The sequence below is a fragment of the Arthrobacter sp. TmtSoilC79 genome (genome assembly GCF_059739405.1).
Genome location: NZ_AP046051.1, coordinates 3,136,698 through 3,156,252, shown reverse-complemented (window position 1 = coordinate 3,156,252; position 19,555 = coordinate 3,136,698). Strand labels below are relative to the sequence as shown.

General features: G+C 64.7%; 12 protein-coding genes. 11 read left to right on the top strand and 1 reads right to left on the bottom strand.

Features of this window, described 5'->3' with window-relative positions; all coding sequences use genetic code 11:
- Positions 1-2 precede the first annotated feature (2 nt).
- The 8 genes from AC6JA3_RS14490 to AC6JA3_RS14455 are packed head-to-tail and all read left to right on the top strand — an operon-like array spanning position 3 to position 15,666.
- A complete protein-coding gene (locus tag AC6JA3_RS14490) occupies positions 3-1,406 on the top strand; it encodes a DUF58 domain-containing protein (RefSeq protein ID WP_026547124.1) in 1,404 nt (467 codons plus the stop codon).
- Positions 1,403-3,898, top strand: a complete 2,496-nt coding sequence (locus AC6JA3_RS14485; protein WP_497920179.1) for a transglutaminase TgpA family protein — start codon at positions 1,403-1,405, stop codon at positions 3,896-3,898. The genes AC6JA3_RS14490 and AC6JA3_RS14485 overlap by 4 nt, the downstream gene beginning before the upstream one ends.
- A complete protein-coding gene (locus AC6JA3_RS14480) occupies positions 3,891-5,483 on the top strand; it encodes an RDD family protein (protein WP_497920178.1) in 1,593 nt (530 codons plus the stop codon). The genes AC6JA3_RS14485 and AC6JA3_RS14480 overlap by 8 nt, the downstream gene beginning before the upstream one ends.
- Positions 5,480-6,403 carry a PP2C family protein-serine/threonine phosphatase gene (locus tag AC6JA3_RS14475; RefSeq protein WP_026541425.1) on the top strand — a complete coding sequence of 308 codons (924 nt, stop codon included), beginning with the start codon at positions 5,480-5,482 and terminating at the stop codon, positions 6,401-6,403. The genes AC6JA3_RS14480 and AC6JA3_RS14475 overlap by 4 nt, the downstream gene beginning before the upstream one ends.
- Positions 6,390-8,615, top strand: coding sequence for an FHA domain-containing protein (locus tag AC6JA3_RS14470; RefSeq protein ID WP_497920177.1), 2,226 nt, complete (start codon positions 6,390-6,392; stop codon positions 8,613-8,615). Before AC6JA3_RS14475 ends, AC6JA3_RS14470 begins: the two co-directional genes overlap by 14 nt.
- Positions 8,612-10,465, top strand: a complete 1,854-nt coding sequence (locus AC6JA3_RS14465; RefSeq protein WP_497920175.1) for a serine/threonine-protein kinase — start codon at positions 8,612-8,614, stop codon at positions 10,463-10,465. The genes AC6JA3_RS14470 and AC6JA3_RS14465 overlap by 4 nt, the downstream gene beginning before the upstream one ends.
- Before the next feature lie 45 nt (positions 10,466-10,510).
- On the top strand, positions 10,511-11,215 hold the full coding sequence (locus AC6JA3_RS14460) for a hypothetical protein (RefSeq protein ID WP_026541428.1): 705 nt from the start codon (positions 10,511-10,513) through the stop codon (positions 11,213-11,215).
- Positions 11,212-15,666, top strand: a complete 4,455-nt coding sequence (locus AC6JA3_RS14455; RefSeq protein ID WP_026547129.1) for a type VII secretion EssC family protein — start codon at positions 11,212-11,214, stop codon at positions 15,664-15,666. The genes AC6JA3_RS14460 and AC6JA3_RS14455 overlap by 4 nt, the downstream gene beginning before the upstream one ends.
- A gap of 177 nt (positions 15,667-15,843) precedes the next feature.
- Here the strand turns inward: AC6JA3_RS14455 and AC6JA3_RS14450 are convergent, their stop codons facing one another.
- Positions 15,844-16,212: a hypothetical protein gene (locus AC6JA3_RS14450; RefSeq protein ID WP_026541430.1), complete on the bottom strand. Its 369-nt coding sequence runs from the start codon at positions 16,210-16,212 to the stop codon at positions 15,844-15,846.
- A gap of 13 nt (positions 16,213-16,225) precedes the next feature.
- On the opposite strand from AC6JA3_RS14450, the gene AC6JA3_RS14445 reads away from it, so the two are divergent.
- The 3 genes from AC6JA3_RS14445 to AC6JA3_RS14435 are packed head-to-tail and all read left to right on the top strand — an operon-like array spanning position 16,226 to position 19,549.
- The gene (locus AC6JA3_RS14445; RefSeq protein ID WP_155854612.1) at positions 16,226-16,387 is read left to right on the top strand and encodes a hypothetical protein; all 162 of its coding nucleotides are present in this window, start codon (positions 16,226-16,228) and stop codon (positions 16,385-16,387) included.
- A 40-nt stretch (positions 16,388-16,427) separates the two neighbouring features.
- On the top strand, positions 16,428-18,728 hold the full coding sequence (ligA, locus tag AC6JA3_RS14440; RefSeq protein ID WP_347783589.1) for an NAD-dependent DNA ligase LigA: 2,301 nt from the start codon (positions 16,428-16,430) through the stop codon (positions 18,726-18,728).
- Positions 18,725-19,549 (top strand): inositol monophosphatase family protein, encoded by an 825-nt coding sequence (locus AC6JA3_RS14435; protein WP_026547132.1) that lies wholly within the window; start codon positions 18,725-18,727, stop codon positions 19,547-19,549. The genes ligA and AC6JA3_RS14435 overlap by 4 nt, the downstream gene beginning before the upstream one ends.
- Positions 19,550-19,555 lie beyond the last annotated feature (6 nt).

The window sequence follows — 19,555 nt, the reverse complement described above, 5'->3', positions numbered from 1 at the left end:
ACATGTCCTCCAGCACACCCCTGACCCGGGCTGCTGACTCGTTCAAGCGCGCTACGGCGGCAGTGAGCGGCAAGATCCGCGGCGCCCGCACTCCCCGGAACGAACCAGGCAACCGCCCTGGCCGAACCGGGAAACCGGGCAAGTCCAGCTCACTTCACCCGGCCGCCGTCTGGGCCGAAGCCGCGGGAACAGCCGGCCAGTTCCTCTCTCCGGCTTGGAACAACGTGCGCGGAGTATGGCTGAAGTTCGTGTGGCCGGTCCTGTCCGTAGTGAGCCTGCTGGGCTGGGTGGTCCTGGCTGCTGCGATCGGACTCTGGTGGGCCGGACAGGCTTGGGGCTGGCAGGAAGCCAAGTCCGCGGCAATGGTCGCCTTCCTCCTGTTCGTCCTGGCGATTGCCTTCATCGTGGGCCGCTCGGCCTACGGTGTGGTCCTGGACCTTGCCCGCACGCGCGTGGCTGTGGGCGATGACGCGGTGGGCAGTATTGCGGTGTCCAACGTCTCCACCAGGCCGTTGCTGCCGGCCGCGTTGGAACTTCCGGTCGGCGCCAATACTGCTGTGTTCCATCTGCCCCGCATGAAGCCGGCGCAGGTCCACGAGGATCTCTTCACCATCCCCACGGCCCGGCGCGCCGTGATCGTGGTGGGTCCGGTTCGCTCGGTACGCGCCGACCCCCTCCACCTCCTGCGCCGTAGGGTGATGTGGACGGAACCGGTGGACCTCTTCGTCCACCCCCGCACGGTGTCGCTGGGCAGCTCTGCCGCCGGCTTCATCCGTGACCTCGAAGGCATGCCCACCACGGAGCTGTCCAGCGCGGATGTCTCCTTCCATGCACTTCGGGATTATGTTCCGGGCGATGACCGCCGCCATATCCACTGGAAGACCACGGCGCGTACCAACAAACTCATGGTCCGCCAGTTCGAAGAAACCCGCCGCGCCCACCTTGCCATCGCCCTGTCCATCAACACTGACGAATACGATTCCGAGCCTGAGTTCGAAATGGCCATCTCAGTGGCGGCATCCATCGGACGCCAGGCCATCAGTGAGCAGCGCGATCTCGACGTCCTGACCCAAAGAGGACCGCTCCGCTGCGAAACCGGCCGCAACCTGCTGGACGACGCCACCCGCATTGTCGGGGCACCCATGCGGAAGACCGCCGTCGACCTCGCACGTAACCTGTCCGACGCCGTTCCGAACGCTTCGGTGGTGTTCTTCGTCGTGGGCAGCCACGTCAGCGCGACCCAGCTCCGTACCTGCGCCGCGTCCGTGCCTCCGGGAGTCCGAAGCCTGGCAGTGCGCGTCCAACCCGGCGCGGCGCCGTCGAGGGCCAACATCGCGGACCTGACGGTCCTCACGGTGGGCGACCTGGACGACCTCGCCATTGTTCTTCGAAAGGCGGCAGCATGAGCACCGCGCCGAATCTACGCGTGCGTCCCCGCGATGCCAAGGGCGCCAGGTCCTCAGGCCGCGCCAAGGGCCCCTCCGGCGGGTCGATTTTTGCCGACGGCCGCCCGTTGTGGCACTTCGCCGTGGATTGCGGTGCCCTGGCGGTGCTGCTTTTCCTTGGAGTCCTCGGATTCAGCCTGAGCTTCGGCGGAGATGCGCACTATCTGGTTGCCGGTCTGGGCGGTCTGCTGCTCGGACTGGGCATAGCGGTCCTGAACGCCCATCTTCGTTTGGGGCTGCTGATCACCGCAGCAGTGACCTTCGGCGCCTACATGCTGTTCGGTTCTGCCCTGGCTGTCCCGGATTCAGCGGTCTTTGGCGTCCTGCCGAGCCTCGATTCGTTGCGGACCCTGCTGCTGGGCGTGGTGTTTTCCTGGAAGGACATGCTCACAGTGGGCGTTCCCGTGGGCACAGCCAACGGGATGCTCATTGTGCCATTCCTCAGCTCGCTGCTCACGGCACTGGCCGCGGGCCTGCTGACATGGCGCCTGAAGAGCCCGTACTGGCCGTTGTTGCCCGTCCTGGTGTTGTTCGTGACAGGCATCGCTTTCAGCACCAGTGCAAGCTTCCTCAACGTGGAGCGCGGTGTTTCCCTCACCATCGTTTCGATCGTATGGGCGACGTTCCGCCGCGATGTCCTTCGGCAGCGGAGCACCAAGACCGTCTCGGCCAACAGGCCGGATTCCGACGCCGGTGCGGCCCGCCGCGGCCAGCTTCGCAGGCTTGGGACTGCTGCTGCCGTGATCGCGGTCGCCGTCGGTGTCACCGCCATCGCCTCGCCGATTGTGACGGCCAGCGATGACCGGAAGGTCCTGCGGAACACGATTGTCCCGCCGTTCGATCCGCGTGACTACATCACTCCTCTGGCGAGCTTCCGGAACTTCGTCAAGGACGAGAAGGACAGCACGCTTTTTACCGTCAAGGGCTTGCCCAAGGATGCCCGAGTGCGCCTGGCTGCGCTGGACGCCTTCAACGGCCTGAACTACACCATGGATCCCAACAGTTCCGGCAACTTCAGCAAGGTGGGCGACGCCCGCTCGCTCAATACGCTGGCCGATACCGGGAGCCCGGTGAAGGGCACCAACTACACCTTGGACATCACTGTGGAGGACTACCAGGGGTACTTCGTCCCGGGCGGCCGGCACACCACCGGCATGAGTTTCTCCGACACGTCCGGCGCGGCCTCAGGGCTTTACTTCAATGCCGGCACGGACACCGCTGTAAGCACCAAGGGTTTGTCCAAGGGTGAGAACTACACCGTGCAGGTCTCGGACCCCGGTACCTTGGAGCACGGGCAGTTGACGCAGTACGACTTCGCAAAGCTCACTCTGCCTGAGGCGCAGGAAGTGCCGCCGATCGTCGCCTCCCAGGCCAACGAATTGTCCGCGGATGCGCCGACGGCCATTGACCGCGTGCGGCAGATTGAAGCTCACTTCCAGAAGAGCGGTGCGTTCAGCAATGGCTTGGTGACGGAGGGACAGCTTCCGAGCCTGCCCGGCCACAGCGCCGCACGTATCCGGAACATGCTCTCCGCCAAGCAGATGCTGGGCGATGATGAGCAGTACGCCGTCTCCATGTCCCTCATGCTCCGGCACCTGGGCATCCCCTCGCGCGTGGTGATGGGCTTCTACCCCGATCCGAAGAGCCCCGAAAATGGCGCCGGGGATATCAAAATCACCGGCAAGGACGTCCATGCCTGGGTTGAGGTTGCTTTCGACCGTGTGGGTTGGGTTGCCTTCGATCCCACCCCGCCCAAAGACAACGTGCCCATCCCGCCGGACCCGGAGAACAAGTCCAAGCCCAAGCCGCAGGTGCTGCAGCCGCCGCCCCCGCCGCAGGAACCGGCAGACCTCCCGCCGGACTCCACCCCGGATGCCTTGGACGCTGATGAGAAGAAGAACAACCCTTGGCTGTTCTGGGGTCCGTTGTTGGCAGCCATCGGTGTTGCGCTGATTCCGTTGGGGATCCTGGCCTTGCCGCTGTTGCTCATCCTCCTGTTGAAGGCACGACGCCGGAAGGCCCGTTTCCGTGACGGCCACCCTGCGCAGCGGGTCGGCGGCGGATGGAACGAAGTGATCAGCCTTGCCACCGACATGGGTGCCTCGATCGATACCAAGTCCACGCGCCGCGAGTCGGCCACGGTCATCGCGGAGGCGTTCCCGAACGCGGGCGGCACCACCACGATGCTGGCCCACCGCGCCGACGCTGCCGTCTTTGGCGCCGGTCAACCAAGCGAGGACGAGGTCAAGGACTACTGGGAGATCGTTGACTCGTCCTTGACCGACATCACTGGAAGCGTCGGTTTCTGGAAACGGCAGCAGGCCAGGTTCTCGCCGAGGTCCCTGTTGTCCGATGGGCGGGCCGCCTTGAGGCGCCGGGAGCTGGGAACCACTGATCCGGCGACACGTCGTCGCTTCACTTGGCCGTTCAAGAAGGACACCACCAATGAGTAATGAGGCCGAACTCTGCCCGGCCTGCAAGCATGCAGTCCGTCCCGGGGCTGCGTTCTGCACCCAGTGCGGTTCCCCGCTGAGCAACCGTGGAGCCCGCAAGGAAGGGAACATCAACCACGCCCAAAAAGCGGCTTTGGAGTTCGCCACCCGGCAGGGCGTGCCCGATCCCGGTAGTATCTCGGTAGTGTCGGCGGCGGCGTCGCCGGCACACCCGGTGCCACCGGGAACCAGCAACGCGCCGGACCGTATCACTGGGCCAGGGGGAGGGACCACCATGACCACCAAGCTCGACTTGGTGCCCGCATCTGCAGGCAAAAGGCTGGGCGCTGCTGTGCTGGATTGGCTTGGACCACTAGCAGTCCTGGCCACCACCTTCGCCATAGGCATCGCGGGCATCACCCAAACCCGCCGGAACGGCTTCATTGTTTATGACACCGGCCTGCTGGTCCTCCTGGGCAGCATCGGCCTGGGCGTCACCGTTGTCTACATCTTTGTTCTGCTTGCCCTTGAGGCGAAATCCGGCAACACCATTGGCAACCAGCTCATGGGAATCCGCAGCTCCGATGCCGAGGGGTACGCTCCCGGCGCAGGCGCCGTTTTTGTTCGTGGCATCGTCACCGGCAGTGTCCTGCTCCTCGGCGGGATCACCTCGGTAGTCCTTTCCGCGCTTGGCCTGATTTCCCTGGTCCTGTGGATCGGGCTTCCTTTGATATTCCTTGGTGTTGTGTGGGCCATCCTGGTGGTGGTCTCCAATGCCTGGGATAAAGACGGCAAACTGCGCGGCTGGCAGGACAAGGCAGCGAAATCCTTGATGTTCGATGTCCACGCGGGACGCAACCCCGTGGCTACCGGCGGAATTCAGGGGCCTTATAGTTTCGCTCCAATGGACCTGCCGCCGGTGCAGCCGGTGGCTTCTCCGGTGCCGTCCGGCGCAGGGCAGGCCGCCCCGAGGACTGCTTCCCCAGCTCAGGGGATTCAAGCCCAGGGGCCTCAGGTGCATGCCACCCCTGCGGTGCCGGCCGCGCAGCAACCATCCCACGACCCCAACCAGTGGCGTCCGCCGTCGGCTCCATGGCCCCCTACGGCAGCACAACGCCCGGCCCCGGTGGCGCAGCAGCCGCATGTCATTCAGCCACCGGTCGCCCCTGAACCCCAGGTCATCCAACAACCTCCTGCACCGGTTCACGGCTTTGCCGGGCACCCCGACGACGACGTCGAGCGCACCCAGATGCGTCCTGGGGCCGAGCGTGCGCAAGCGGTCCTGCGGATTCGGATCGACGACGGCCAGGACGTCCAGCTTGGTGGCTCGGTTCTTCTGGGACGCAACCCTGCCCCACAGCCAGGGGAAGCGGTGGAACAACTGATGCCAGTAGCGGACCCCGGCCGGTCCATTTCCAAAACCCACCTGCATCTGCGCGTGGATGGCGATGGCGTCTGGGTCACAGACAGAAACTCCACCAACGGCAGTGCCGTTACCACGCCCGACGGCCTCCAGACCCGACTCCATCCGGGCCAGGCTGTCCTGGTCCGACCCGGTTCCACCGTTCACTTTGGCGACCGTTCCTTCCACCTAGGACAAGCATGAATTCACAGCCGGCCACCCCTGCCAACGCCGAAGCAGGTGTCCCGGGCGGGCCATCCTTTGGCCTGAGCTACGGGTACGGTACGGACCGCGGCCTCCGCCGTGAATTGAACGAGGATTCGTTCATCGCTGCCGACCCCGTCTTCGCGGTGGCCGATGGCATGGGCGGGCACGAAGCCGGAGAAATTGCCAGCGGCATGTGCGTCCGGGCCCTGGGCAGCGCCCCCGAACTTGCTGCCGGTGTCCGCACAGCATCCGCGGCGGATCTGCAGGCCTGCCTCTTGAGGGCTGACGCGGCTATTCGAAACGCCACCGGAGCCCGGGCCGGAACCACGCTGTCCGGCGTCGTGGTGGTGGAACAGATGGGCCTGCCCTATTGGCTGGTGATGAACATCGGCGATTCCAGGACATACCGCCTCAGCCAGGGGGAGTTCACCCAGGTGAGCGTTGACCACTCCGAGGTGCAGGAACTGGTGGATTCCGGGGACATCACCGCAGAGCAGGCAACGGTCCATCCCCGGCGGCACGTTGTGACCCGCGCCCTGGGCACGGGAGATGAGACCGAAGCGGATTTCTGGTTGCTTCCCATCCAGGAAGGCGACCGGATCATGATTTGCTCCGACGGCCTCAACGGTGAACTGGGCGATGACCACATGTTCCGTATCCTCAGCACTGTGGCCCATCCGCAGGACGCCGTGGACGCGCTGATCCAGGCCGCACTCAGAAGCGGCGGCCGTGACAACGTCACTGTCATAGTGGTGGACGCCAAGAACGTCCTGAACGACGCCGGCATCGCCACCACTGCGCCCCGCCCCGAGGTTGCCGCCGAGGTTGAAGAGGACACGCTTCCCAGGGCCTGGGTGAATGGAACAGACGAGCTTCCCGCGGCGGACCAGGAGGAAGGCGTCGATGGCAAGCAGTAACCTGTCGGAGACCCGCTACCAGCAGGGCGACTGGTTCGGCGTGGTGCGGAACGGAACGGTGGTGCTCCTTGGCCCGGATACGCCGCACGCCCTGATTGATACTGTTTGGGGGGTGCTGGAATCAGCTCCCGAGGCCCACGAAGTCCTCCACGAGGTAACGGACGCCTTTGGCGTATCCCTGAGCCGCATCCCTCCGTTCGGGATCATTGACGCCAAGGATGCGCTCCGTGTGTTCCTTCGTGGTGATCTTGAACTGCTGGTCCAGTTCGAGTCGGGTGCCGAACAGCTCACCGGACGTGATGTCACTACATGGACCGAACGCCGGCTCGCCGGCGCAACTTCCTACAGCCTCCGGATTGGTGGCGGTTCCGCCTCGGACATGCCCCTGAACAGCCTTCCCGTGGCGGAGGGCGTGGTGCTCTTGTCAGCACTGGAAGCTGCCCCCGGCGAACCCGTCAGCGATGACGTGCCCGCAATACCTGCTTCAGCCGTTCCCGTGGAGGTGCCGGCAAAGGACGGCAACGCCGGGCCCGCCGTGCCGGTGATATCCGCTGCAGCCGTTCCTGTGGAGGTGCCGGCCAAGGAACGCGACGCCGGGTCTGCCGTGCGGGACAGCGTTTCGGACGAGACCATGATCGGTTACACCGAGGCAGACCTGGGCCTGACCATCGCCCCGGGCCAGCTTTCCGCCAGCCAACCCACTGATGACCGGCACGCTGATGACCAGCACGCTGATGTCCAAGACGCTGAAGACCAGCACGCTGATGACCAGCACGCTGATGACCAGCACGCTGATGTCCAAGACGCTGATGACCAGCACGCTGATGACCTGCCGGCCGCTGGCCGGCCAGGGGACCAGGAATCCCACGAAGCCGAGCAATCTCCTGAAGGGGTTGCGGCTGACGGTACCCGAGCGGCTTCACTGACAGTTGCCCCGGCAGGGGAGACCACCGCGGCGGCTGGGTCTTCGCAAGCGGGCGCTCTCCCGGATTCCCCTGGTCTCCAGAGTCCGGAAACGAACGACGACGCGAAGGAAGCGGCGGTTGGGGCACCACCCGCGGACGGACCCGCAGATGGCCCTGCGGTTGAGGACGTTCAGGAGGCGTCGGAAGTCCCTGTCCACACCAGCACCACCGATCCGTTGTTGCCCACGTTGGAAAACACCACCAATTACGATCACCTGTGGGACAAGACGGTGATGCGGAATATTGAAGACGCGGCTGTCCGCGTGGAAGACGACTCCGATGACCACGACGCCCCGGCGTCCCAAATATCTGGTGCCCCGGCGTCCAAGACACCGGATGCCCCCGGGTCCCCGGTTCAGCAACACTCCGCTCCGGAACGCCATGGGCAACCCATTGAGCTGCCCCCCGCCGTGGAACCCGCCGTGGAATCCGTCGAGCAACCCCCGGCAGCCACCGGAGGCTCCGGGCTGATCGATTCCGTCCCTTGGCTCCGCAACAATCCCACTGCACCGGACACGGGCAGCGTTCCGCCACCGCTTTCGAATATGCCCGCGGTGCCGGCCATTGGGTCGGTTCCAGCTCCCGGGCAGGCTCCCTCACCGCGTGGAGTGGACGCTGCCCCGCAGCTTCCAGGCGGCTGGCCAGCGGCGCCTTCTCCCGCGGTTGACGAAGATTCAGATCATGACGGCCAAACCATCATGAAGAGCAGCCTTGTTGCGGATCCCACGGACGCGGCCAAACCAGCGTCGGACGCGGCGAAAGACGGGTCGGAGGCAGTGGTTGCCAACGGACCAAGCGTCCTGGCGAGGGTGTGCTCCCAAGGGCACGCGAATCCGCCTACCTACCCGCAGTGTTCCGTGTGCGGTACAGCTTTGTCCGGCGATGCGCAGCAGGTCCCACGTCCACGTCTTGGCCGAATGCGCCTTTCGACAGGTGAGCTGATTGATCTTGACCAGTCGCTCATCATTGGACGGCAACCTTCCGTTTCCCGTGTCCAGGGCGGCACCATGCCCAAGCTGGTGCAGGTGGAGAGCCCCGGTGGGGACATCTCCCGCTCCCACGTCGAGGTCAGGTTGGAAGGTTGGCACGTCATGCTGTGCGACCTGAAAGCAACCAACGGAACCGTGTTGATCAGGGAAGGCCAGGCACCCCGCAGGCTTGCCCAAAACGAGATGGCCATCCTGCTCGATGGCGATATCGCAGAGTTGGGTGACGATATTTCATTGCGTTTCGAGGAGATTCTTTGAGTTCCAAGAGGCCCCCCGCGCCGCCTCCACCCATCCCGGGATTCCAGTACGTCAGCCTGCTCGGCTCCGGTGGATTCTCGGATGTTTACCTGTACGAGCAAGACAGGCCCCGCCGCAAAGTAGCCGTCAAGGTGCTGCTGTCGGACCTGAAGACCGAGGGCGCGCGCCGTCGCTTCGAGTCCGAGGCCAACCTGATGGCCCAGTTGTCCTCGCACCCGTACATTGTCACGATCTTCGAAGCAGAGATCACCGAGAACGGCCATTCCTACCTCGCCATGGAGTATTGCTCCAGGCCAAGCCTTGATGTCCGCTACCGCCGTCAGCGGTTCAGCGTGGACGAGGTCCTGGCCGTCGGCATCCAGGTGGCATCCGCCGTCGAGACTGCCCACCGGGCCGGCATTGTCCACCGGGACATCAAACCTGCCAACATCCTGGTCACTGACTACAACCGGCCTGCCCTGACGGACTTTGGGATTTCCGGCACCATTGGCGCGGACACCGAGGACGACGCCGGCATGTCCATTCCGTGGTCGCCGCCTGAGCAGTTCCGTGGCGGCGCAGTGGACGGGGTTCCCGTGGACATCTGGGCCCTGGGCGCCACCCTTTACACGCTTTTGGCCGGCCGTTCGCCGTTCGTTTTGCCCGGACAGGACAACTCCCAGCGGGAGCTGATTTCACGCATCACCAATTCGCCCCTGCCCAGGCTTGGGCGGGCGGATGTTCCGGAGTCACTGGAACTCGTCCTGGCTACGGCCATGGCAAAATCGCCGGGGTCCCGGTACTCCTCGGCCCATGCTTTTGCCTTGGCACTCCAGCGGATCCAGACAGAACTGAACCTGTCCGTGACGCCGTTTGAGGTACTCGAAGAGCCCGGGCACGGTGACGAGCAGCATCCGGATGACAACTTCGAGGAAACCCGGGTCCGGAGTATTGCGTCCATCGATCCGGACGCCTCCGGAACGGCCACCACGGGTTCGGCTCCCACATTCCCGGCGCGGACTTTTCCCTCCACTGTTCCAGGAGCCACCCGGCCTCCTGCGCAGTCGGCTGGTCCGCCCAAAACGGTACAGCCGACCCAGTTCAGGCCCGCACAGCAAACGCCAGGAAGCGCTGCCCAGCCAGCAACCCCTGTTCAGCAACCAAACGCTGTTCAGCAACCAAACGCTGCCCAACAAGCCAGCGCTGCCCAACAAGCCAGCCCTGCCCAATCAACGCAAGCAGCCGCCCAGCAAACCCCGCCCCAATTTCACGCGCCTGCCCGGGACAACAGCCCTGTGCAAGAACCGGACGTCGCAGAGTCCACAGTGCTGCGGGGGTGGCAGTCCTCGCCTGAGCCTGTGGATGATGCCACCATCAGCCGCTCCTCTGCCTCCGCAGGGGTGCCAACGGCTGTTGACGACGACGCCCCGGCAGCCGACCACAGCAAACGCAACCTGTGGCTCGCCGCCACCGGAGCAGCAGTCTTGGTGGTCGCCGTCGTTGTTGGCGTGGTCCTGGGCTCGTCGGCGCAACCAAAGGTTGCACCGACAGAAACGGCGAGCAAGCCCCCGGCCGATCCCCTGGACAGTGGAAGCGTCCCGGACGTCGAAGCACTGTCCGCAGCGCGGGACACCAAGGACCCGAACATCATTGTTTTCTCCTGGAAGAACCCGCAGCCAAAAGAGGGCGACACCTATAAGTGGCGCACCAAATCGGCCAAAGCCGACGGCGCCTATGAGACAACCCAGACCGAGAAGGCGTTTGTTTCCGGATTCGGTGAAACGCCCATTTGTGTCCAGGTCATCATTGTCCGCTCTGATGGCAGCGCCTCACCGGAGGGCCCGGAATCCATTGCTTGCCTGGAAGGCTGACCGGCGCATGACACTTACTTATCACCGACATAGGAGGCACAGATCATGGGGGATCTAGCAATAGATTTCTGTGGGGAGTGGTACGAACCGTCCGACGAAGACGTCTTTGACATTGGTCGGGAAGGTGATCTGGAGGTCGACGACAACCCGTACCTGCACCGGCGTTTCCTGCAGATTGCCCGTTACGACGGCATGTGGTGGCTCAGCAACGTGGGCAGCATGTTGTCTGCCACGATCGCCGATGGTTCCGGCGGGATGCAGGCCTGGCTTGCGCCCGGCGCCAGGATTCCCTTGGTCTTCAGCCACACCAACGTGATCTTCACGGCCGGTCCCACCACCTATGAGTTCGCCGTCCACCTGAAGACGCCATCGTTCCGGCATGAAGCACGTGAAGAAGACCAGGCCGGGGACACCACCATTGGGCCCGTGGTCTTTACCGACTCGCAGAAGGCCTTGATCGTGGCCTTGGCTGAGCCCATGCTGCGGCGCGAAGGCACCGGCTTCAGCGCCATTCCTTCCTCGGCAGAGGCTGCCAAGCGCCTGGGATGGGCGCTGACCCGCTTCAACCGCAAGCTGGACAACGTGTGCGACAAACTGGACCGCGTGGGCGTAGTGGGCCTGCGCGGAGGCGCCGGAAAACTAGCCACCAATCGCCGCGCCCGCCTGGTGGAGCACGCTGTGACCTCGCATTTGGTCACCCCGGCGGATTTGCACCTTCTTGAAAAAATGACTGGAGTCGACGAAGGATGAAGTTTCGCCTGACCTTGCGGCGCGATCCTGCCGAAGCAAAGGACCTCGCCGTCACGGTGGATGGCCGTGCCACGGTTGCTGACATCGCCACGGAACTCTGGGCCGCCGACCCCGTACGCAAGGGGACCGAACCGCCGTCGAACCTGTCCATCAGCGTGGACGAAGCGTTCGTTGGAGGAGGCCTGTCCGGGCACGTCCTGCGGCCCACGGACAACTTGCTGGAGTCCGGGCTGCGGCCTGGTTCCAAGGTTTCGCTCGCGCAGGTCAGTGAACAGTTCGCCTCGAACGGCCACGCAAACGGCACCAACAGGGGACCGGCAGCGGCGACGCTGCGGGTTATGTCAGGGCCCGACGTCGGACGCGAATTTTCGCTGCCTTTCGGCACCAGCTACATCGGCAGGGACAGGGACGCCGACATCCGGCTCACCGACCCCTTGACCTCCAAGCGCCATGCCCGCATCACGGTGGGCGAAACCGTGGAGATCGTGGACACGAACTCCGCCAACGGCCTCCTGATGGATGGGCTGCCGGTCACGCGGGCAACGTTGCAGTCCTCGGACACGGTCACTCTGGGCGACACTACGGTGGGAGTGGTGGCGTTGTCGCGCAACCACGGCGGGGGACCGTCGTCGCCGTTGGTGGACTTCAACCGCTCGCCCCGGGTGCTGCCCAGGTTCGACTCTCCCAAGCGCGTGCCGCCGGCGGGGCCCAAGCGCCCCGAGCACCAGCCCTTCCCCTACATCATGCTGGTGGCGCCGCTGCTGATGGGTGGGGTGCTCTTCGCCGTCACCCAGAACCTGCTCTCCGTGCTCTTCATGGCCATGATGCCGCTGTTCATCGTGGGGCACTATGTGGACCACAAGATGCAGAGCAAGCGACAGGCCAAGGAGGGCCACAAGCAGTTCAAAGCCGCAATGCTGGCATTCCGCGAGGACATTGACCGGCAGCAGAACATCGAGCGCGCAGTCAGGCTCCAGGAAGCGCCGTCGGTCAGCGATACCGTGGACGCGATCTACAAGCTTGGCCCGCTGCTGTGGACCAACCGTCCCGAGCACCAGCACTTCCTTGGCGTCCGTTTTGGGCTGGGCTCCGCGCCGTCGCGGATCCCGTTCGACGAGCCCGGCGCCAACGAGACCGAACCGCAGTACATGCGCGAAATCCAGGAATGCCTTCAGCAGGTCCGTGTGATTGAAGGCGTGCCGATCGTTTCCCAACTGCGTACCTCCGGCTCGTTCGGCGTCGCGGGGGACCGCAGCGTGGTGGACGATGTTGCCCGCGGGATGGTGCTCCAACTGGTGGGCCTCCACTCACCGGCGGAAGTGGTCCTGACCTCACTGACCTCCGCACGCTCCCGCGAACGCTGGGACTGGCTGCAATGGCTCCCGCACGTGGGTTCGGGCCACAGCCCGCTCTCCGGCGACCACCTCGCCGCCGGCCCTGCCGCCGGTGCTGCCTTGTTGTCCCGGCTGGAAAGCCTCGTCGAAGAACGCGAGTCCATGGCCAAGGAACCGGGCCCCCAGCCCCGGCCAGGTCTTAAGGACGAACACGAAGAGATCCCCGCCCCCGTGGTTCCGGCGGTCCTGGTGATCGTTGAGGACGACGCCCCCGTGGATCGCGGACGCCTGACCCGCCTGGTGGAGCGGGGCCCCGATTACGGGGTCCACATCATGTGGGTGGCCGCCAATGTCCAGTCGCTCCCCGCAGCGTGCCGCGATTTCCTGTCAGTCGACGGCGATCATGGCACCACCACCGGCCAGGTTCGATTGGGCCGCCACACTTACCCGGTGAGCTGTGAAAGCCTCGACGCGGATCTTGCCACGCAGCTGGCGCGCATGATGTCTCCGCTGGTGGACGTCGGCAACCCGCTTGACGACGACTCCGACCTCCCGCGCGCGGTCTCCTATGCCACATTGATCGGCAAGGAGCTGATGGACAACCCGCAGGCTGTGGCCGAGCGGTGGCAGGAAAACAACTCGGTCCACGCCACGGCAGTGCCCAACCGCAAGGACAATGGCAGCCTCCGGGCCTTGGTGGGGTCCAAGGGCGTGGAGCCGTTCTACCTTGACCTGAAGAACGAGGGACCGCACGCGTTGGTGGGTGGCACCACCGGTGCCGGTAAGTCCGAGTTCCTCCAGTCCTGGGTGATGGGCATGGCCGCGGCGTACAGCCCAGACCGTGTGAGCTTCCTGTTCGTGGACTACAAGGGCGGCGCGGCTTTCGCTGACTGCCTCCACCTGCCCCACACCGTGGGCCTGGTAACTGACCTCTCCCCGCACCTGGTGCGCCGTGCCCTGACTTCCCTGCGTGCGGAGCTGCACTACCGTGAACGCCTCCTGAACCGCAAGAAAGCCAAGGACCTGCTGGCGCTCCAGCGCGAGGCCGATCCCGAGGCCCCGCCCTACCTGATCATCATCGTGGACGAGTTCGCGGCTCTGGCGACCGAAGTTCCCGAGTTCGTGGACGGCGTGGTGGACGTCGCAGCCCGAGGCCGATCGCTGGGTCTGCACCTGATCCTGGCCACCCAGCGTCCCGCCGGCGTCATCAAGGACAACCTGCGGGCCAACACCAACCTCCGCGTTGCCTTGCGCATGGCCGATGAAGTGGATGCCGTGGACATCCTGGGTGTTCCCACTGCTGCCTACTTTGATCCCTCGATTCCGGGTCGTGGCGCTGCGAAGACCGGTCCGGGCCGCATCCAGGGCTTCCAGACCGGCTACGCCGGAGGCTGGACCACCGACAAGCCGCAGCGTCCCAGGATCGACATCGTCGAGATGGCCTTCGGTTCCGGCCCCACCTGGGAGCCGCCTTTGGTCTCCCAGGTGGAGGAAGAACCGGCCGGCCCGAACGACATTGCCCGGATGACCGGAAACATCATCCGCGCTGCCGACGTCCTGTCCATCGAGCCTCCCCGGAAGCCGTGGCTGAACGAGCTTGCCACCACCTACGACTTCTCCAAGCTGCCCAACCCCCGGACGGATGAGCGGCTCCTGCTGGGCGTGGCGGATGATCCCGCCCACCAGGACCAGCCAACTGTGTTTTACGAACCGGACAAAGACGGCAACATGGCTGTCTACGGCACCGGTGGATCCGGAAAGTCGGCTGCGCTGCGCAGTATCGCCATCGCTGCCGCTGTCACCCCCCGGGGTGGTCCGGTGCACATTTACGGCATCGACTGCGGTTCTTCGGGCCTCAAGATGCTGGACGGACTCCCGCACGTTGGTGAAATCATCAACGGCGACGACGTAGAACGGGTTGGCCGCCTGCTGCGCTGGCTCAAGGAAGTGGCCGATGACCGCGCTGCCCGGTTCGCCGAGGTCCGGGCATCGACGATTGTCGAGTACCGGCAGCTGGCCAACCGGCCGGAGGAGAAGCGCATCTTCATCCTGGTCGACGGTATGTCCTCCTTCCGGGAAGGATACGAGTACAGCAAGCTGTCCGCGCTCTGGGACATCTTCCTGACCCTGGCTACCGACGGGCGTCCCTTGGGCATCCACCTCGTCGTCAGCGGTGACCGCACCAACTCCGTTCCGGCGTCGCTCCTTGCCTCCATCCAGAAGCGGTTGGTCCTGCGGCTCAGCTCCGAAGACGACTACATGACCTTGGACGTCCCCAAAGACGTCCTCAACGCTGCGTCCCCTCCCGGTCGAGGCCTGCTTGATGGGCTGGAAGTCCAGCTCGCCGTGCTCGGTGGCAACCCGAACCTGGCCCTGCAAGCACGCGAAGTGGCCAAGCTCAGCCAAGCCATGGTCCGCCAGGGACTGGAGCAGGCACCGCAGATCCAGCGCCTGCCGGAATTGGTGGACCTGGACATCCTGCCTACCGGCGCTCCGGACAACCCCGTGATAGGCGTCGACGACGAAACGCTGGGTTCGGCGGCCATCGCCGCCAAGGGTTCGCTGCTCCTCGCCGGCCCTCCGGGTGCCGGACGGACGGTTGCACTGGTTACCTTGGCGTACGCTTTGCGTCGCTCCAACCCGCGGACGGACCTGATCTACATCGGTTCACGCCGTTCCGCTGTTGCCTCCTTGAACATCTGGAGCCGCTCGCTGGTGGGCCCGGATGAAGTGTCCGATGTGGTGGACGACCTGATCGACAAAGCCTCGGACAACCCGGGCAGCATGGCCATCTTCATCGAGGGCCTGACCGAGTTCACGGACACGCTTGCAGAATCGGGTGTCGGCCGCCTGGTCACGGCAGCCATCAAGGCCGATCAATGGGTGGTGGGGGAGTCCGAAACCTCCACCTGGTCCCAGGCCTGGTCCTTGGCCCAGCCGTTCAAGTCCGGCCGCCGCGGACTGTTGCTCAACCCGGGAGATGTGGAGGGCGACAGCCTCCTCAACACCTCCCTGGGCCGGATCAGTACCGACTTCATTCCGGGCCGTGGATACATTGTTGGACGGGGCAAGGTACGCAAACTTCAGATTGCCATGCCGCCGGAGAACAGAAGCTAGGATTTGCCGCAGCGCAGTGGATATAGGAGGATTTCACAAAACACCCGAACTCCTTGAAAACTGGCGGCACCCCAACGCCCCAGCTGAGGTTATCTTCATGAGACACTCCGTTGTCCCTGCCGTTCTCCTTACCGCTTTCCTTGCCGTCGGCGGGGTGCTTGCGCCCGCCGGCGCAGTTCACGCCGCTCCATGCACGGAGGGCAAAGCCACGTGTGCTCCCGTACAGGTTCCTACGGAGCCCACACCCACGCAGCCTGGCCTGGCCCCGGAGCCGGATAAGAAGCCCGCGCCGCAACCGGAACCGACCAGGGTAAGGGAAACCCAGAAGGCGCCGGCACCGGCACCGGCGCCTCCCCAGCCGCCCGTCCAGGCACCGCAGCCCGCGGTCACCCAGTTCGTCACCGTGGCACCCCGGGTGACCAGTCCGGCGTCGGAGTCATCCGAACCCACGCCCACGGCCGAGCCGACCTCAGCGTCAGCAACGCCGTCGGCCTCGCCTTCTGCTAGTTCCGCCTCCGCCAGCCCCAGCCCCTCAAAGTCGTCCAACTGGAACACTCCTGTGGACAAGGGCAAGGAGACCCAGGCCGCGGCCATGGTTGGTACCTCGATTTCCGGCCCCAACATGCTGGGTCTCTTCGGTATCTTGGGCGGCGTCCTGCTGGTTGGTCTGGGCGGCCTTGCCTTCGCACTCTGGAGCAAGAACAGGCTCTCCTCGCACTAGCCCACCGCATAATGTCCGCACGGTGCGGCAAGATAGACGTGTGAGCACACCAGAAACTGCGAATCCGGTAGAAACCACAGGTGAGGACACGGCTGCAGCCGTTGTGGAACGAGAGGGCACCCCGCCCTCGGAGTCCTTGCGGGACGAGTACGAGCACCTGGCCGACCTCGTCCGTAAATACAGGTATGCCTATTACCAGGAAGACTCGCCCACGGTATCGGACGCCGAGTTTGATGAGCTGTACCGGCGGCTGGAGGAGTTGGAGGCACTCCACCCGGAACTGGTCTCCAACGATTCCCCTACGCAGGAAGTAGGCGGCGAAGTTTCCTCGGCCTTTGCTGCCGTTGAACACCTGCAGCGCATGTACAGCCTGGACGACGTCTTCTCGCTGGACGAGCTCGAGGCCTGGGTGCGGAAGGCAGAAGCGTCCGTGGCCAAGCTCGGAGACTCCGTTCCGCCCATCGCCTGGCTGACCGAGTTGAAGATTGACGGCCTCGCCGTGAATCTCCTCTACCGCGACGGCAAGCTGGTGCGCGCAGCCACACGCGGGGATGGCACAACCGGCGAAGACATCACGCACAACGTCCTCACCATCAAGGAAATCCCGCGGGAGCTCAGCGGTTCCGGATATCCGTCCGAAGTCGAGATCCGTGGTGAGGTGTTCATCCCCTCCAAGGCCTTCGTCGCATTCAACGAGACCCTTGTAGCTGCCGGCAAGGCCCCGCTGGCCAACCCCCGGAATGCTGCGGCCGGTTCACTGCGGCAAAAGGATCCGGCCGAAACGGCAAAGCGGCCGCTGAGCATGTACGTCCACGGCATCGGTGCACGCGAAGGCCTGGACGCCAAGAGCCAGTCCGAAACGTACAAGCTCCTGGAGACCTGGGGACTGCCTACCAGCCCGTACCTCAAAGTCCTGGACTCCTTTGACGAGGTGCTGCAGTTCATAAGCCACTACGGCGAGCACCGTCACGATCTCGCACATGAGATCGACGGCATTGTGGTCAAGATCGACGACTTCGCGACCCAACGCGCCCTCGGATACACCTCCCGCGTTCCGAGGTGGGCAGCTGCCTACAAGTACCCGCCGGAAGAAGTCCACACCAAGCTCCTGGACATAGCAGTCAACGTTGGCCGCACCGGACGGGTGACTCCCTTCGGATTGATGGAACCGGTGAAAGTGGCCGGTTCCACGGTGGGTATGGCGACCTTGCACAACCAGGACGTGGTCAAGGCCAAGGGCGTCATGATCGGTGACATCGTGATCCTGCGAAAAGCAGGTGACGTCATCCCGGAGATCGTGGGGCCGGTCCTTGCCTTGAGGGACAAACAAGACCCTCCGGTCCGGGAGTTCGTGATGCCCACGGAGTGCCCGTCCTGCGGCACCCCGCTGGCGCCGGCCAAGGAAAGCGACGTGGACATCCGGTGTCCCAACGCGAAGTCGTGCCCGTCCCAACTGCGTGAGCGTGTCTTCCACCTTGCGGGCAGGGGCGCGTTCGACATTGAAGCCCTGGGGTGGGAAGCGGCCATCGCCCTCACCCAGCCGGCGGAGCCTGAAACACCGCCCCTGACAAGTGAAGCGGGTTTGTTCAGCTTGAAGCCCGAGGACCTGGCCGATGTCCTGATCCGCAGGGAGAAGCGTTCCAAAGGCGTAGGCACGGGCGAGTACGAGCTCGTTCCGTATTTCTACACCAAGGGCACGGCCAAGTCCCCGTCCAAGCCAACGGCCACCACGGAGAAACTGTTCGTGGAGCTGGAGAAGGCCAAGAAGCAACCGCTCTGGCGGGTGCTGGTGGCACTCTCCATCAGGCATGTGGGCCCCACAGCATCACGGGCACTGGCTACGGCCTTCGGCAGCATGGACGCTATCCGCAACGCCACCGAAGAGCAGATGGCACACGTGGATGGTGTTGGCCCCACCATCGCGGTGGCCCTCAAGGAGTGGTTCTCCGTGGACTGGCACAACGAGATCGTGGACAGCTGGGCTGCCGCCGGTGTGCGCATGGAGGACGAGAGGGACACCTCCATGCCGAGAACGCTCGAAGGCCTGACCATCGTGGTGACCGGTACCTTGCCCAACTTCAGCCGCGACGAAGCCAAGGAAGCCATCATCATCCGTGGCGGGAAGGCATCCGGTTCAGTGTCCAAGAAGACCAGCTACCTGGTGGCCGGAGAAAGTGCCGGGACCAAGCTGGATAAGGCAGAACAGCTCGGCGTTCCTGTGCTGGACGAGGACGGATTCCGGGAGCTCCTTGCCAACGGACCCGCCGCCGCTGAAGCGGCACCTGAAGATGCGACTGAAGAAGCAACCCAAGAAGATACTGCCGGGACGGATTCCGAATGACTGACGTGAACGGGTTGCTGGCTGTAGCCAAACGGGCTGCGGCAGCGGGGGCCGCCGTGCTGGCCCGCCGGTCCGTCATCGGCACCGGCGGCGATGGTTTGGAAACCAGCAACAAAGGCGAGGCAGGAGACTGGGTGACAGCCTTCGACGTCGCCGCGGAGAACGCTGTCCGTGCAGCGATCCTTGCCGAGCGTCCGGATGACACCATCACCGGGGAAGAACACGGCACCACCAGGCCGGAGAGGCCGTCGGGGTACCGCTGGTCCATTGATCCCCTGGACGGGACCACCAACTTCATCCGCAACATCGCCTACTACGCCACCTCTGTTGCCGTAGCCGATTCCGACGGCGTATGGCTGGCCGGCGTGGTCCACGCACCTGCCTTGGGACGGGTCTACTCGGCCGGCCGCGGGCTGGGAGCCTGGCTGGAAACCGGGGGAGAATCCATCCGGTTGGCGGGTCCGGTTCCAGGGCGCACAGGTCTCATCCTGGCCACGGGGTTCAGCTACGATCCCGCAACCCGTGCAAGCCAATCTGCCGGGCTGGCCGAACTCATGGAAGGATTTGCTGATGTTCGGCGACTGGGTTCCGCAGCGTTGGATCTGTGCCTGGTGGCCGACGGAACCTTTGACGCGTACGGCGAGCGTGGATTGAACGAGCACGACTTCTCCGCCGGCGCGCTGGTGGCGGAGGAAGCCGGTTGTTGGGTGCGCAGGCCCCGGCTGGAAAGCCCGCTGACCGGTGGGCCCAGCACAGAGGACCGCTTGGCGGCCTGGATGTGCGCAGGGACCTTGGAACTGTCCGGCAAGTTCCCGCTGTAACCCCCA

Coding starts and splice junctions, on each gene's coding strand:
- AC6JA3_RS14480 (WP_497920178.1), top strand. CDS start 3,891: ATGAGTAATGAGGCCGAACTCTGCCCGGCCTGCAAGCATGCAGTCCGT.
- AC6JA3_RS14490 (WP_026547124.1), top strand. CDS start 3: ATGTCCTCCAGCACACCCCTGACCCGGGCTGCTGACTCGTTCAAGCGC.
- AC6JA3_RS14460 (WP_026541428.1), top strand. CDS start 10,511: ATGGGGGATCTAGCAATAGATTTCTGTGGGGAGTGGTACGAACCGTCC.
- AC6JA3_RS14435 (WP_026547132.1), top strand. CDS start 18,725: ATGACTGACGTGAACGGGTTGCTGGCTGTAGCCAAACGGGCTGCGGCA.
- AC6JA3_RS14455 (WP_026547129.1), top strand. CDS start 11,212: ATGAAGTTTCGCCTGACCTTGCGGCGCGATCCTGCCGAAGCAAAGGAC.
- AC6JA3_RS14485 (WP_497920179.1), top strand. CDS start 1,403: ATGAGCACCGCGCCGAATCTACGCGTGCGTCCCCGCGATGCCAAGGGC.
- AC6JA3_RS14470 (WP_497920177.1), top strand. CDS start 6,390: ATGGCAAGCAGTAACCTGTCGGAGACCCGCTACCAGCAGGGCGACTGG.
- AC6JA3_RS14475 (WP_026541425.1), top strand. CDS start 5,480: ATGAATTCACAGCCGGCCACCCCTGCCAACGCCGAAGCAGGTGTCCCG.